Origin of the sequence: Bradyrhizobium sp., assembly GCF_052389815.1 — a bacterium.
GTDB lineage: Bacteria > Pseudomonadota > Alphaproteobacteria > Rhizobiales > Xanthobacteraceae > Bradyrhizobium.
Genome location: NZ_JBQTHN010000199.1, coordinates 1 through 15,088 on the forward strand (window position 1 = coordinate 1; position 15,088 = coordinate 15,088).

12 protein-coding genes are annotated in these 15,088 nt (G+C 62.5%); 11 read left to right on the forward strand and 1 reads right to left on the reverse strand.

Annotation, left to right across the window (positions count from 1 at the left end; all coding sequences use genetic code 11):
- Positions 1 to 472: 472 nt before the first annotated feature.
- Entirely contained in the window at positions 473 to 1,693 is a 1,221-nt protein-coding gene (locus tag ACT4OC_RS27795) for a cytochrome P450 (protein ID WP_444842258.1), read from the reverse strand.
- A 210-nt stretch (positions 1,694 to 1,903) separates the two neighbouring features.
- Here ACT4OC_RS27795 and ACT4OC_RS27800 point away from each other — a divergent pair, with 210 nt between their 5' ends.
- The 11 genes from ACT4OC_RS27800 (at position 1,904) to cnbZ (ending at position 15,087) form a co-directional block, all read left to right on the forward strand.
- Positions 1,904 to 2,449, forward strand: coding sequence for a phosphonopyruvate decarboxylase (locus ACT4OC_RS27800; protein ID WP_444842259.1), 546 nt, complete (start codon positions 1,904 to 1,906; stop codon positions 2,447 to 2,449).
- The gene (locus ACT4OC_RS27805) at positions 2,446 to 3,036 is read left to right on the forward strand and encodes a thiamine pyrophosphate-dependent enzyme (protein WP_444842260.1); all 591 of its coding nucleotides are present in this window, start codon (positions 2,446 to 2,448) and stop codon (positions 3,034 to 3,036) included. Before ACT4OC_RS27800 ends, ACT4OC_RS27805 begins: the two co-directional genes overlap by 4 nt.
- Before the next feature lie 132 nt (positions 3,037 to 3,168).
- Positions 3,169 to 3,855: a TetR/AcrR family transcriptional regulator gene (locus tag ACT4OC_RS27810; protein ID WP_444842261.1), complete on the forward strand. Its 687-nt coding sequence runs from the start codon at positions 3,169 to 3,171 to the stop codon at positions 3,853 to 3,855.
- Position 3,856: 1 nt separating this feature from the next.
- On the forward strand, positions 3,857 to 5,050 hold the full coding sequence (locus ACT4OC_RS27815; RefSeq protein WP_444842262.1) for an efflux RND transporter periplasmic adaptor subunit: 1,194 nt from the start codon (positions 3,857 to 3,859) through the stop codon (positions 5,048 to 5,050).
- Positions 5,051 to 5,065: 15 nt separating this feature from the next.
- A complete protein-coding gene (locus ACT4OC_RS27820; protein ID WP_444842263.1) occupies positions 5,066 to 8,167 on the forward strand; it encodes a MexW/MexI family multidrug efflux RND transporter permease subunit in 3,102 nt (1,033 codons plus the stop codon).
- A gap of 167 nt (positions 8,168 to 8,334) precedes the next feature.
- Complete coding sequence (locus ACT4OC_RS27825) at positions 8,335 to 9,312, forward strand: ABC transporter substrate-binding protein (RefSeq protein ID WP_444842264.1); 978 nt, start codon at positions 8,335 to 8,337, stop codon at positions 9,310 to 9,312.
- A 55-nt stretch (positions 9,313 to 9,367) separates the two neighbouring features.
- Entirely contained in the window at positions 9,368 to 10,339 is a 972-nt protein-coding gene (locus ACT4OC_RS27830; RefSeq protein ID WP_444842265.1) for an ABC transporter substrate-binding protein, read from the forward strand.
- 283 nt (positions 10,340 to 10,622) lie between these two features.
- A complete protein-coding gene (locus ACT4OC_RS27835) occupies positions 10,623 to 12,683 on the forward strand; it encodes a sensor histidine kinase (RefSeq protein WP_444842266.1) in 2,061 nt (686 codons plus the stop codon).
- Positions 12,680 to 13,069 (forward strand): response regulator, encoded by a 390-nt coding sequence (locus ACT4OC_RS27840; protein ID WP_444842267.1) that lies wholly within the window; start codon positions 12,680 to 12,682, stop codon positions 13,067 to 13,069. The genes ACT4OC_RS27835 and ACT4OC_RS27840 overlap by 4 nt, the downstream gene beginning before the upstream one ends.
- Positions 13,066 to 14,319: an adenylate/guanylate cyclase domain-containing protein gene (locus ACT4OC_RS27845; protein ID WP_444842268.1), complete on the forward strand. Its 1,254-nt coding sequence runs from the start codon at positions 13,066 to 13,068 to the stop codon at positions 14,317 to 14,319. The genes ACT4OC_RS27840 and ACT4OC_RS27845 overlap by 4 nt, the downstream gene beginning before the upstream one ends.
- 24 nt (positions 14,320 to 14,343) lie before the next feature.
- Positions 14,344 to 15,087: a 2-amino-5-chloromuconate deaminase CnbZ gene (gene cnbZ, locus ACT4OC_RS27850; protein ID WP_444842269.1), complete on the forward strand. Its 744-nt coding sequence runs from the start codon at positions 14,344 to 14,346 to the stop codon at positions 15,085 to 15,087.
- Position 15,088: the final 1 nt, after the last annotated feature.

Here is a 15,088-nt window from a genome sequence, read left to right on the forward strand (position 1 = left end):
CGCGGGGAAGGTCGGGATGTCCTGGCTGTACCTGTCAAATCCGTGTGCGTTTTCTTACTACCGTTGCACACGGTGCTGCGGGCGCAGCCGGCGCCCGGCCTTCTCCGCGCCCTCTTTTCGAAGAGGGTGCAACGAAGATGCAAAACTCAGGCGATTCCGAGCCGTGAGAATGAGAGCGCGTGTCTTCCGTCATACTTCGCTGTCATCGCCCGGCTTGACCGGGCGATCCAGTATTCCAGAGACGGCGATGATTGAATCGAGAGGCCGCGGCGTACTGGATCACCCGCTTTCGCGGGTGATGACAAGTTCAGTCCGGCTTTGCAGGGTGGGCATGCGACCCCGTCCGCCGTAGCTCAACGAGCAAAAGCGGAAGCGTGCCCACCTTCAAGAGCACAGTGGTAAAGGTGGGCACGGCGCAAGAACGCCTTTGCCCACCCTACGAAGTTTGCGCCTTTCGCAGGTGATGACAAGTTCAGCTCGTTTTACACGGCACGCGCAAGAACCCGCGAAACCGCACCCGTCCGCCGCGCACCGGTTCGCCATCGAGCGCATATCCGGGAAACCGCGCCAGGAACCGCGAGATCGCGATCGCGCCTTCCAGCCGCGCCAGCGCCATCCCGGCGCATTGATGCGCACCGGTCGCGAATGCGAGATGCCGGTTGGGAGTGCGCGAGATATCGAAGACTTCCGGATCTGGAAACTGCGCGGGATCGCGGTTGGCGGCACCGATGCACAGCGTCACCGGCGTTCCCGCCGGCATGGCGATGCCGCCGAGCTCGACCGGCTCCGTTACCATCCGGTTGCCGAGCTGGTTGGAGCTCTCGTAGCGCAGCATCTCTTCCACTGCGGTCTTGATCATCTCGGGATGCTCGATCAGCCGCTGTTTCTGGTCGGGATGATGCAGCAGCGCCACCAGGCCGTTGCCGATCAGGTTGGTGGTGGTCTCGTGCCCGGCGTTGAGCAGGAAGATGCAGTTGTGCAGCAGCTCCTTCTCGGTCAGCCGCTCGCCATTCTCCTCGCCCTGGATCAGCCGCGTCAGCACGTCGCGGGCGGGATCGCCGGGCTTTTCGCGCCGCCGCGCCACCAGCGTCTCCCGATAGCCCAGAAAATCCGGCACCGCCGGGTTGCCGCGCGCGGCAACTTCGGAGCTGACCACCGGCTCCAGCGCGCCCAGAATCGCCAGCGACCAGTCGCGCAAGGGCCCGCGCTCGTCGCGCGGCACATCGAGCAGGTTGCCGATCACCTCCACCGGGATCGCGGACGCAAAATCCTCGATCAGCTCGAACTCGTCTTTATCGGCGATGCAGTCGAGCAGCATGTCGATCAGCCGGATCAAGTCCGGCTCCATCGCCGCTATCGCCCGCGGCGAAAGTGCGCCCATGATCAGCCGCCGCACGCGGGTATGCGCCGGCGGATCGTTGAAGACGAGGCTGGTGGTGTGGTGCTCGTAGAGCGGTGTGTCGCCGTATTTCGGGAAGAACTCCTTCTTTTTGTCGGAGCTGTAGGCCCTGGTGCTCTTGTAGGCGGTGACGAGGTCGTCATAGCGCGTCAGGAAATACGAGCCGTTGCGCATCCGTTTGACCGGCTCGCTCTCGCGCAGCGCGCGGTAGGTCGGGTAGGGGTTGGCGTAGAATTCGCCCGTCAGGTGTTCGAGGTCGAACCCGTCGGCCAGTTCCCGCGCGTGGACATTCATGGCGGTCCGTCCCTGAGCTTAATTAGTCTCATTTGCAACCATCGTAAGTCCGCGGCCTCGCCGGCGCAATACAATTCGGTGCATTCCCTGCAAAGCCGCGCCGCGCGAGCGGACGAGAGGAAATCGCAGGGCCATATGCGGTTTTGCGCTTTGATGGGAAGCGCCGGCCCATCTAAACTCCAAAAAACAAGACTAACAACGGGAACGCCGATGCACGCCCGCACCGACACGTCGGAACAACAGACGGCCGCCTGGCCGGACGACATCTATGCTGTGCTGCAGCGCCACGATGTGCGGCAGGTGCCCTATGTGCCGGATGCCGGGCATTCCCGGCTGATCGAGCGCGTCCTCGCTTCCGATACGATGCGCGGCATTCCCCTGACGACGGAAGAGGAGGGCGTCGCGCTGGTCGCGGGCGCATGGGCCGGCGGGCAGCGCTGCGCGCTGCTGATGCAATCCAGCGGCGTCGGCAATTGTATCAACATGTTCTCGCTGGCGACGCTGTTCCGCTTGCCGTTCTTCACATTGGTGACCATGCGCGGCGAGTGGGGCGAGTTCAATCATTGGCAGGTGCCGATGGGGTCGACCACGCAGGCGGTGTTCGAACTGTCGGGCATCCGCGTGATGCGCGCCAATTCGGCCGCGGAGGTGCGCGAAGTCGTCGAGGCCGGCGTGGCGCAGGCCTATAACGCCTGCACGCCGACTGCCGTCCTGTTGTCGCAGCGCCTGATCGGGGCAAAGGTGTTCGTGAAATGAGCAAAGCCAATCTTCTCGATCGCCGCGCCGTCGTTGCAACGCTGTTGAAGGATCGCAAGGGCATGGTCGCGGTAGGGGGCCTCGGCGCCTCCACCAACGACATGGCCGCCGCAGGCGATCACGATCGCAACTTCTATCTCTGGGGCGGCATGGGCGGCGCCGTCATGATGGGACTGGGGCTCGCGCTGGCGCAGCCGGACGTGCCGGTGGTCGTCATCACCGGCGACGGCGAGATGCTGATGGGCATGGGCTCGCTTGCCACCGTCGGCATGCAGAAGCCGGGCAATCTCTCCATCGTCGTGCTCGATAACGAGCGCTATGGCGAGACCGGCGGGCAGACCAGCCACACCTCTTCCGTCGCCGATCTCGTCGGCGTGGCGAAAGCCTGCGGCATCGCCGACGTCAGGGCCATCACCACCATGGCGGAGGTGGAAGGGTTGGTGCCGCAGCTGCACGATGTCATGAGCGGCCCGAGATTCGCCAATGTGAAGATCGATGGCGCCAATGTGGAGCGAATCCTGCCGATGCGCGACGGTAACTTCATCGTCAACCGCATCCGCAACTCCCTCGGATTTCCGCCGCTGTAGCCGCCCATCCTCTTGGCTTTACGGCCGATTTCGGAACCCAAGCCACCCCTCAACCTCTTGATGCAATGCAATATATTGCCTTGACTTTGCCTCGGTGAGTGATTACTCACACGCCCCATGTCTAACCTCCGCATGACCTCCGATCTGCGGCGCCAGCTGATCCTGGGCGCCGCCAAGCGCTGCTTCGCCCGCAACGGCTTTGCCGGCACCACGACCAAGAGCGTGGCGGCCGCCGCCGCCATTTCGGAAGGGCTCTTGTTCAAGCATTTTCCTTCCAAAGCCGCGCTCTATGCGGAGATCCTCGCGGAGGAATGCGAAGCCGATCCGGAGCTGGCGCATCTGCTCGGACAGGAGCCCTCGACCGCGACGCTGGTCGAGCTCGTGCGCGGCATGGTCGGGCACTTCGTCAACATCTCGAACGGCTCCGACCAGGAGGAGGCGCAACGCTTGCGCTTCATGGCGGCGAGCCATCTGGAGGACGGTGAGTTCGCGCGTCTGCTCTATGGCAAGATCGCCGATCTAATCGGGCCGACCTTCGTTACCTCGCTGGAGCGCGCCATCGAGGCCGGCGATGCCGTCGAGACCGGCGGCGACCCGCTCAACCTGTTCTGGTTCGCCCACCACACCGTTCTGACCGCAGCCATGACAGGGCTGCCGGTAACGCCTTGTCTTGAGTATGGCGACGTCGCCGTTCTCGAACGGCAGCTTTGCCAGTTTATCCTCCGCGGCATCGGACTTACCGAGGCCGCAATTGCCTTCCATCTCGACCGCGCCTTGTCATCGACACCGGGACAATCGGTAGCCAGGGAAAGTGCATAAAATGAACATTGCCGCAGAAGCAAACATCAAGGGCAAACCGGTCGGCGAGCCGCCGAAGAAGCGGCCGGTCAAGATGCTGCGCTGGTCCATCATCGTGGGCCTTGGCCTGGTGCTGATTGTCGGCGCCTTTGTCGGCTTCGAGAAGTTCCGCGCGAACATGATCAAGGGCTTCTTCGCCGGCAACAAGCCGCCGCCGGTGGCGGTCAATATTGCCGAAGCGAAGTCCGAGGTGATTCCGAACCTGCTCACCGCGGTCGGCGATCTCGCCGCCGTGCACCAGGTCAACGTCACCTCCGACGTCAACGGCCGCATCACCGCCATCCTGTTCACCGCAGGCGCCAGCGTGAAGGCGGGCACGCCGCTGGTGCAGCTGTTCGACGGGCCGGAGCAGGGCGATCTCGCAACCTTCAAGGCGCAGGCGACCATGGCACAATTGTCGCTGGAACGCGCCCAGCAGCTCGCCGCACGTCAGTTCGGCGCACAGGTCACGGTGGACCAGGCGCAATCGGCGTTCGATCAGGCCAATGCCGGCATCGCCAAGACCGAAGCCATCATCTCGCAAAAGCTGGTGCGCGCGCCGTTCGACGGCGAGCTTGGCGTGCGCAAGGTCGAGGTCGGCCAATACCTGACCGCGGGCACGCAGATCGTGTCGCTGACCGATCTGTCGATGCTGTTCCTGAACTTCACGGTGACGGAAAAGGATTCCGGCGCGCTCAAGGTCGGGCAGACCGTGCGGATCAAGGTCGATGCCTTCCCCGGCCGCACCTTCGAAGGCAAGATCACCACCATCGAGCCGCAGATTGCGACCGACACGCGCAACATCCGTGTGCAGGCGACGATTGCCAATCCGGACAGGATCCTCAAGCCGGGCATGTTCGCCAGCACTACCGTGGTGCTGCCGGACAAGCCGGCGGTCATCACCGTGCCCGAAACGGCCGTCGACTACACGCTCTATGGCGACTCCGTGTTCCTGATCGGGGAGAAGAAGGGCGAGGACGGCAAGACGGGGCTGGTAGCAACCCGCACCTTCGTGCAGACGGGCAACCGCATCGAGGGCCGCACCGAGATCCTGAAGGGACTGAAGGCCGGTGATCGCGTCGTCGCGCTCGGCCAGCTCAAGCTGCAATCGGGCTCCGCGGTGACGATCTCGACCGATCCGACGCCGCCGATCCCGGCGCAGGCGCCGCGTTACTGATTTCGAGGCCAAGCGATGGGTTCGTTCACCGATATCTTCATCAAGCGGCCGGTGCTGTCGGTCGTCGTCAGCCTGCTGATCCTCCTGATCGGCTTCAGGGCCGCGATGGTGCTGCCGATCCGGCAATATCCGAAGCTGTCCAACACGGTGGTGAACGTCACCACCGTCTATCCCGGCGCGTCCGCTGCGTTGATCTCCGGCTTCATCACTACGCCGATCGAGCAGGCGGTCGCCTCGGCCGAAGGCGTCGACTACATCACGTCGAACTCGGTGCAGGGCACCAGCACGATCCAGGTCTACATCAAGCTGAATTTCGACCCGAACCAGGCGCTCACCGAGGTGCTCGCCAAGGTCAACTCGGTGAAGTACCTGATTCCGAAGGAATCAAACGATCCGATCGTCACCAAGACCACGGGGCAGACCACCGCCGTGATGTATCTCGGCTTCTCCAGCGAGGAGCTGACGGGCTCGGCGATCTCGGACTATCTGACGCGCGTGGTGCAGCCGGTGCTCTCCACCGTCGACGGCGTGGCGTCGGCCACCATCCTCGGCGGACAGACCTTCGCGATGCGGGTCTGGCTCGATCCCGTCAAGATGGCGGGGCGCAATATCACCGCGAACGAGGTGGCGCTGGCGATCGCCGCCAACAACTTCCAGTCTGCGGCCGGTCAGGCGAAGGGCTTCTTCATCGTCTCCAACGTCCAGACCAATACCGATTTGCGCAATGTCGAGCAGTTCAAGCGCATGATCGTGAAGGCCAAGGACGGCGGGTTCGTGCGCATGGAGGACATCGCAACCGTCGAACTTGCCGCGCAGAGTACCGACGCCAGCGTGGCCTTCAACGGCGAGCATGCGATCTTCATCGGCGTGGAGGCAACGCCACAGGGCAATCCTCTGACAATCGTCAGGGGCGTGCGTGCGTTGATGCCGGAAATCGAGCGCAACCTGCCGCCCTCCCTGAAGATGAAGGTGGCCTACGATTCCACCAAGTTCATTCAATCGTCGATCGACGAGGTGAAGGCGACGCTGATCGAGGCCGTGCTGATCGTGGTCGCCGTGATCTTCCTGTTCCTGGCCTCGTTCCGCTCCGTCATCATTCCCGTCGTCACTATTCCGCTGTCGCTGATCGGTGTGTGCACCTTGATGCTGATGGCGGGCTTCAGCTTCAACCTGCTGACGCTGTTGGCGATGGTGCTCGCCATCGGCCTCGTGGTCGACGACGCCATCGTGGTGGTGGAGAACATCCATCGCCATCTCGAAGAGGGCAAATCCCCGGTACAGGCCTCGCTGCAGGGCGCGCGCGAAATCGTCGGTCCCGTTATCTCGATGACGATCACGCTCGCCGCCGTCTATGCGCCGATCGGCTTCCTCGGCGGCCTCACCGGCTCGCTGTTCCGCGAATTCGCTTTCACGCTGGCGGGGTCCGTGATCGTGTCCGGCGTGATCGCGCTGACGCTGTCGCCGATGATGTGTTCAATCTTCCTCAAGAGCGCGGACGAGGGGCGTTTCGCCAGGCTGGTCAACCGTGTGTTCGGTGCGATGACGCGCTGGTACGGCCGCAAGCTCGATCGCTCGCTCGACTACAAGCCGATCACCCTGATGTTCGCCGTGACCATCCTCGGTCTCGTCGGCTTCCTCTATACGCACACCTCCAAGGAGCTTGCGCCCGAGGAAGACCAGGGCATCGTGTTCGCGGTGACCAAGGCGCCGAAATACGCCAACATCGACTATCTCAACTTCTACGGCGAGAAGCTCGACCAGTCGTTCCAGAAATTCCCGGAGACCGATCTGCGCTTCGTGCTGAACGGCATCAACGGCGCGCAGAACGGCTTCGCCGGCATGTTGCTGCATGCATGGGACGAGCGCAAGCGGTCCTCGATCAAGCTGAAGCCGCTGGTGCAGGCCGAGCTGTCCAAGATCGAGGGCGTCCAGGCTTTTGCCTTCAACCTGCCGCCGCTGCCGGGCGGGCCGGGCGGCCTGCCGGTGCAGATGGTGATCAGTTCGACCGCCGACTTCCGCGCCGTCTATGAGCAGATGGAGAAGCTGAAGGATGCCGCGCGCAAGAGCGGCCTGTTCATCGTCTCCGACAGCGATCTCGCCTTCAACCAGCCGGTGGTGCGGGTGAAGATCGACCGAACCAAGGCGCAGGATCTCGGCGTCAACATGCAGCAGCTCGGCGGCACGCTGGCGACGCTGCTCGGCGGCAACTACATCAACCGCTTCAACCTCGAGGGACGCTCCTATCAGGTGATCCCGCAGGTGCCGCGCAGCCAGCGCCTGTCGCCGGAAGCGCTCGGCGGCTACTATGTGGGAACGGCGAGCGGCCAGCAGGTGCCGCTCTCGACCCTCGTGTCGATCGAGACCGCCACCGACCCGAATTCGCTGACCCACTACAACCAGCTCAACTCGGCGACCTTCCAGGCCGTGCCGATGCCGGGTGTGACGGTGGGTGCGGCAGTGGACTTCCTGGAGAGCGAGGCCAAGAAGCTGCCGGCCGGCTTCAGCCACGATTATCTCGCCGACAGCCGGCAGTACGTGCAGGAAGGCAACCAGCTCGCGATCACCTTCGGCTTTGCGCTGATCATCATCTTCCTGGTGCTGGCGGCGCAGTTCGAGAGCCTGCGCGACCCGCTGGTGATCATGATCTCGGTGCCGATGGCGATCGTCGGCGCGCTGATCCCGCTGTTCTTCGGCGCCGCCACCATGAACATCTACACCCAGGTGGGTCTGCTGACGCTGGTCGGCCTCATCACCAAGCACGGCATCCTGATGGTGGAGTTCGCCAACGAGCTCCAGCTCAACGAGGGTCTCGACCGCCGCTCCGCGATCGAGATGGCCGCGCGCATCCGCCTGCGTCCGATCCTGATGACGACGGCGGCGATGGTGACCGGCCTCATTCCGTTGCTCACGGCGACCGGCGCAGGCGCGGCAAGCCGCTTCTCGATCGGCCTCGTGGTGGTCGCGGGCATGTCGATCGGCACGCTGTTCACGCTGTTCGTGCTGCCGTCGGTCTATGTGGTGCTCGCCACCGACCATCGCGCCAAAGCCGATTCGGAGCGGACGCGCGAGATCGCCGAATACGACCTCAGCGGGGAGAAGACGCTGAAGGCGACTTGATTTTGAGGCGGCGGCGTCGGCCACCGCCGATGCGACTAATATATTGCAGAATGGCGCGAGCCGTATGGCGTCGTGCCATGAGATGCAGGCAAATTGGTTGCAATTCCCAATAGGGAAACTGTACTCTGAGACTTTGAAGCCATTTGATTGCTGACCCGGGAGATTAGATGGACCGGCGCGCCTTTTTGGCCATGGTTGGCTCCATGGCCAGCCTGCCCCGATTTGCAAATGCGCAAGGCAATATAAAGACTGTCAAAGTTGGCTGGTTGACGGCGCAGCGGGAGGTAAGCCTCACGCCGTACCTGACGGCTATGCGTCAGGGGCTTGTTGAACTGGGCTATTTCGAGGGCCAGAACCTGCTCATCGATTATAGGTTCGGGAACGATCAACTCGAGCGCGTACCCGAGCTTGCGGCAGAATTGGTCAAATCCCGTGTCGACATGATCGTGGCCCAGGGCGCCGCCGTGTCGGAGCTTGCAAAGCTCTCTCTCCCCATTCCTATCATCTATATTTTCAGTGGCGATCCGGTGGTGGCGGGCTTTGCCGACAGCTTGGCACGGCCGCGCGGTAACATGACAGGCGTAACACTGATGGCCGCAGAGCTGAATGGCAAGCGGCTGGAAATCTTGCGCGATATCGTTCCAGGATTGCGGCGCGTTGCAATCGTCGCAAACCCCAATCATCACGGTGCAAACCTCGAGCGGGCTCATAGCGAGGAAACCGGTCAGCGCCTTGGCATCGAGATTCGGTATTACCCGACTCAATCCGTCACGGAACTGGAATCGGCATTTGCGGCGATCAAGGCCGATCCCGCGCAGGCGATTTCAGTTTTCTCCGATGGATTTGCGGTCCAAAACCGAAAAGCGATCTTCGATTTTGCCACGGAGTTGCGCGTGCCGGTTGTCGCTGGTTGGTCTGTCTTCGCCCGAAGCGGCGCAATATGCTCTTACGGGCCTTTGCAATCCGAGCAGTATCGGCAGCTTGCGGCTTATGTCGATCGAATAGCGAGGGGCGCCAAACCTCCTGAATTGCCGGTCCAGCAGCCTTCGAAATTCGAGACCGTCGTCAATTTGAAGGTAGCCAGGGCACTCGGGCTTTCCATACCGCCGACCCTGATCGCGCGCGCCGATGAGGTGATCGAGTGAGGAAGCGGCAGTCCCTCGTTTCTAGACTTTTTCTCCCGACAGGATGGACCACGCCGTGAAGCGACGCGACTTCGTTATTGCAGGGAGCGCCACCGTCCTTTGGAGCCAGCTCGCTCGCGCTCAAAACCAGGCTCGGCCGCCGCGTCTAGGAATGCTTCGCTATGGTACACAACAGGACGACCATGCGCTGAAGCCATTCCTTGGCGCGATGGAGGCATTGGGATACACGCAGGGCAAGACCATCCAATACGACTACCGCTACGCCGAGAATGACGCGAGCAAGCTGCAAGGCCTGGCTCGCGAATTGGCAGCTTCCAGGCCCGACATGATGATGGCATTCGGCGGCGACATCGCTCCCTACGTACGGGATGCGAGCCGATCGGTGCCAATCGTGTTTTCGGTAAGTGCGGATCCAGTTCGCCTGGGCCTGGTGGCGAGCTTGAATCGGCCGGAGAGAAACGCGACCGGAGTGACATTCCTGCACGACGAGCTGGGATCGAAGCGCCTGCAATTGTTGCGAGAGGCGGCTCCCCAGATCTCTCGAGTGGCATTCCTGTGGAACCCCAATCACCTCGACAATGAACTCGCAGAGACCTCGCGCGCAGCCCAGGCTCTCAAAGTGGAATTGTTGTCGCTGCCCGTCGGCAAGGCAGATGAGCTTGAGCCGGCCCTTGAGCAGGCGGCGGCTGCACAGGTCGATTCAGTCTATGTCGTCACGTCGACACTGATGGTTAATTCGATGCCCCGCATCGTAAGCTACGCTATGGCGAAGCGCTTGCCCTTGATCGGAGGCTGGGGCGCTTGGGCATCGGCCGGCGGGCTCATCTCATATGGACCCGATGTGAGCGTGATGGTCGCCCGGACAGCAGTTTTCGTGGATCGGATATTGCGGGGTGCTAGGCCGGCCGATTTGCCCGTGGAGCGACCAACCAGGTTTGAGCTGACCGTGAACATGAAGGCCGCCCGCTCCCTTGGCCTCAATATCTCGGAGAGATACTTGGTCGGCGCCGACCACATCCTAGAATAGTGGACAAGCGGATACGCTGCGATTTGTCGATCAGTAACAGATTGATGCCAGCCCTTCGAATTGCCGGCTATAGATCACCGGGCCGATTCCAAGATGCTGTGTCTGTTCGTTACAATCACGGTGGCCGAATTGAGGGAGCGGCATGAAGCGGCGGGAGTTTACGGCGCTGGTGACTGTGGCACGACTGCGATGTCGTTTGCTGCGGTGACCCAAACCAACAGGATGGTGCGTCTGATGTCGGCTGCCAGAGACAAGGTATCGTGATCTTGCTAGGTTCCCAAGGATGAGCATGTCTCTCCGTCCTGATGCCTCCGAGGGGCAATCGACTGCGCTCCCTGCAGCGAAGCCGTCATCGGTAGCCCCGGAGGCGGGACCGGCGGGGACCAAGACCCGCAGCCGGCTCTTCATCAAGTATGTCGCATTGTTTGTCGCGGTAGTTGCGGTTGCGCTGCTGTCGAACGGCATTTTCGATGTTATTCTCTATTATCGCGAGCACAAGGTTTCGCTCATCCGCATCCAGCATGAACAGGCCGAGGCTGCAGCCGCCAAGATCGGCCAGTTCATCAAGGAGATTGAAAGCCAGCTCGGCTGGACCACGCAATTGCCCTGGTCGGCAAGCTCTCTGGAAAACCGCCGTTTCGATGCGCTGCGGCTATTGCGACAGGTGCCGGCGATCACGGAGCTATCGCAGATCGATTCCGCGGGCAAGGAGCGGTTGCGGGTGTCGCGGCTTGCCATGGACGTTATCGACAGCGGCCTCGACCTGTCGAGCGAGCCGAAGTTCACCGAAGCCGTCGCGAACAAGGTTTATTACGGGCCGGTCTATTTCCGCAGGGAATCCGAGCCTTACATGACGCTGTCGCTGGCCGGCGCCCGCAAGGACGCCGGAGTGAGCATCGCAGAAGTGAACTTGAAGCTGATTTGGGATGTGGTTTCACAGATCAAGGTCGGCGAGCGCGGCCACGCATACGTGGTGGGCTCGCAAGGACGGCTGATCGCGCATCCCGACATCAGTCTCGTCCTTCGCAACACCGACATGTCCAGGCTCCCCCAGGTGCAAGCTGCAATGGTGAATGGCGGCGTGCAGGTCGCGGATTCGCTGCAGGGCCTGCCCAACATCCAGGGGCAGGAGGTGCTAACGGCTTCCGCACCGATCCGGCCGCTGCGCTGGACCATGTTCGTCGAGCTGCCGGTGCAGGAGGCCTATGCTTCGCTTTATGCTGCGCTGCAGCGGTTGGCCATCGTGCTGCTGGCGGCTTCGATATTCGCGGTGCTAGCCGGAATACTCCTCGCGCGGCGGATGGTCGGCCCGATCCAGGCGTTGCGCGCCGGCGCCGCGCGCATCGGTAGTGGAGACTTCGCCCAGCGTATCGCGATCAAGACGGGGGACGAACTCGAAGGCTTGGCCGATCAATTCAACGACATGGGCTCGCGGCTTCAGGAATCCTATGCTGACCTTGAGAGAAAGGTGCAAGATCGCACCCGCGAGCTCACGCTGTCCCTCGACGAGCTTCGCACGGCGCAAGACCGCCTGATCCAGACCGAGAAGCTGGCTTCCCTCGGTCAGCTCACTGCCGGCATCGCGCACGAGATCAAGAACCCGCTCAACTTCGTCAACAATTTCGGTTCCCTCTCGACCGAGCTGATCGATGAATTGAACGACGTGCTGAAGTCCGCGGCAATCGATGCCAAGACCCGCGAGGACATCGACGAGCTCACGCATATGCTGAAAGGCAACCTGGAGAAGGTGGTCCAGCACGGCAAGCGCGCCGACTCCATCGTCAAGAACATGCTGTTGCATTCGCGCGAGGGCTCGGGCGAACACCGGCCGGCCGATATCAATGCCCTCGTCGAGGAAAGCCTCAACCTCGCTTATCACGGCGCACGGGCGGAGAAGAGCGGCTTCAACATCACCCTCGAGCGCGAGCTCGACCCGGTAGCCGGCATGGTCGACGTTTACCCGCAGGAGATCGCCCGTGTCCTGCTCAATCTGATCTCCAACGGCTTCTACGCCGCGACCAAGCGCAAGGAGAATACGGGCGAGAGCTTCGAGCCGACGCTGAGCGCGGCGACAAAGAACCTTGGCGACCGGGTAGAAATCCGCATTCGCGACAATGGTACGGGCATTCCACCCGAGGTGAAGGAAAAGATGTTCAATCCGTTCTTCACCACCAAGCCGGCTGGCGAGGGTACGGGACTCGGCCTTTCCATGAGCCACGACATCATCGTGAAACAGCATGGCGGCAAGATCGACGTCGTCACCGAGCCGGGCTCATTCACGGAGTTCATCATTACGCTGCTTCGAAAGGGTGCGGCGAAGGAGATTGCCGGAGGCCGGAAATGAGCGTTTGCATACTTGTTATCGACGACGAGCCTGACGTCGAGATGTTGTTTCGCCAGCAATTCCGGCGTGAGCTGCGCAATGGGCGTTTCCTGATGGAGTTCGCTCCGTCCGCACCGGTGGCACTCCGACGTGCTGCGGAGCTGCGCGATCCATCGCTGATATTGATTTTGTCCGACATCAACATGCCCGGAATGAGCGGACTTGACATGCTGCCGAACATGCGAGCCGAGCGACCCGACGTTCCCGTCATCATGATCACGGCCTATGGCGACGCCGAGACCCGCAGGAAGGCGCTCGAACGTGGCGCCGACGGACTTCTGACCAAGCCGATCGATTTCTCGGCGCTGCGTCAAGAGATCGATTCGAGGCTAGGGCAGGCCGCATGACAGCTACTATCCTTGTCGTCGACGACGAGCCCGATCTCGAGGCACTGGTGCTCCAAAAATTCCGCCACCAGATCCGCGAAGGCACGGTGGCCTTCGTGTTCGCGCATGACGGGCTGGATGCGCTGCAGAAGCTCGAAGCCAACCCGGGCGTAGACATGGTAGTGTCCGATATCAATATGCCGCGGATGGACGGCCTGTCGCTGCTCGCCAGGTTGCAGGAGGCCGATGACAAGAAATCGACCATCATCGTCTCCGCCTATGGCGACATGAGCAACATCCGCACGGCAATGAACCGCGGCGCGTTCGACTTTCTCACCAAGCCGATCGATTTCGCCGACCTCGAGACCACCATCGCCAAGACCATCCGTCATGTCGAGACGCTGCGCGACGCGCGCCGCCGCCAGGCTGAAGCCGAGCGGGCCCATGCCTCGCTTTCGCGCTATTTTTCGCCGCAACTTGCCAGTCGGCTGGCTGCCGACGGCGCCGGCGATAACGGCATGGGGGTGCATCGTCGCGATATTGCAACGATCTTCACCGACGTTACGAGCTTCACCTCGCTGGCAGAGAACATCGCGCCCGAGGTGTTGGGCAAGCTGCTCAACGAGTATACCGGCGGCATGACCGATGTCGTGTTCTCCCATGAGGGAACGGTCGGAAAAATCATCGGCGATGGAATCCACATCCTGTTCAACGCTCCGGGCGACCAGCCGGATTATGCGACCCGGGTGGTGGCCTGCGCGCACGAACTCGACGCCTGGGCCGAGCAATTCAAGCAACGCTGGCGGGCGGCGGGCGTGAATTTCGGAACGACGCGGATTGGCGCCCATGCGGGCCCTGCGCTGGTCGGCAATTTCGGCGGAAGCAGGTTCTTCGACTACACGGCTCATGGAGACACCGTCAACACGGCAGCGCGGCTTCAGGCGGCCAACAAGTTCCTGGGTACACGGATTTGCGTCAGCGATTCCGTAGCCCGTGCCGCCGAGAATTTCAGGGGACGGCCGGTCGGCGACATCGTGCTGCGCGGGCGGAGCGAACCGCTGCGCGCTTTTGAGCCGCTGCGTGAGGATGCCTTCTCCTCGCCGGCAACGGCGCAGTATTTGGCAGCCTTCGCCAAGCTGGAGGCAGGCGATGCCGGCGCCATGCCGGCCTTTGCCGCGCTGGTCGGCGCGCATGCCGACGATGCGCTCGCCGGCTTCCATCTCAAGCGGCTGCTCAACGGCGGCAAGGGCGTCCGCATGCAGCTGGAATAAGAAGAAGCAAGAAGGGGAGGCGACATGACCAGCGACTTTGCGGCCGGCAATTACCGGTTCATTCCGGCCGTGTTTCAGTATTCAGCCGGCGCGGCCGCGCTGCCCGGCTACGAGATCGAGCGGGTGCGCTTCGACAGGATGCCGACGCTCGCCGAGGGCTTTGCGAAGATCGCCGAATACATCAAGGCGGCAGGCCGGCCGCTGACGTCGTTCTGCGCCTGTGAGCTGCGCTCGCCCGCCGCCTTCACCGATCAGGGCTTTCTCGAGTTCAACCAGCATTATGTGAAGACGCTCGCCGAATGGGGCATCTATGACGGCAAGACCAATCCGGTGGCGCGCAGCAACGTTTGCCCCGAGATCGATCCACCGGGCGAGCCTTCGTTCCACGCGTTTTCGTTCGTGCGGCCGAGCACGAATGCGACGGCGAGCTTCGTCATCGCCGGCAGCGGCGAGGCGATGGAAGGGGCGGGACCCTATTCCGAGCGCACCGTGCGCTATCGCGACCTCGGTCCCGACGGCATCAGGGACAAGGTTCGCCATGTCGTCGGCGCCATGGAGAGCCGCATGGGTGCGTTCGGCTTCGGCTGGAAGGACGCGACGGCCGCGCAGGTCTATACGATCCGCGATTTCCACCACGTGGTCGGCGAGGAACTGGTGAAGCGCGGCGCGGCCCGCTCGGGCCTCACCTGGCACTTTGCCCGGCCGCCGGTGATCGATCTCGAATACGAGATGGACTGCCGCCGGGTGACGCGGGAGATCGTGATCTGAT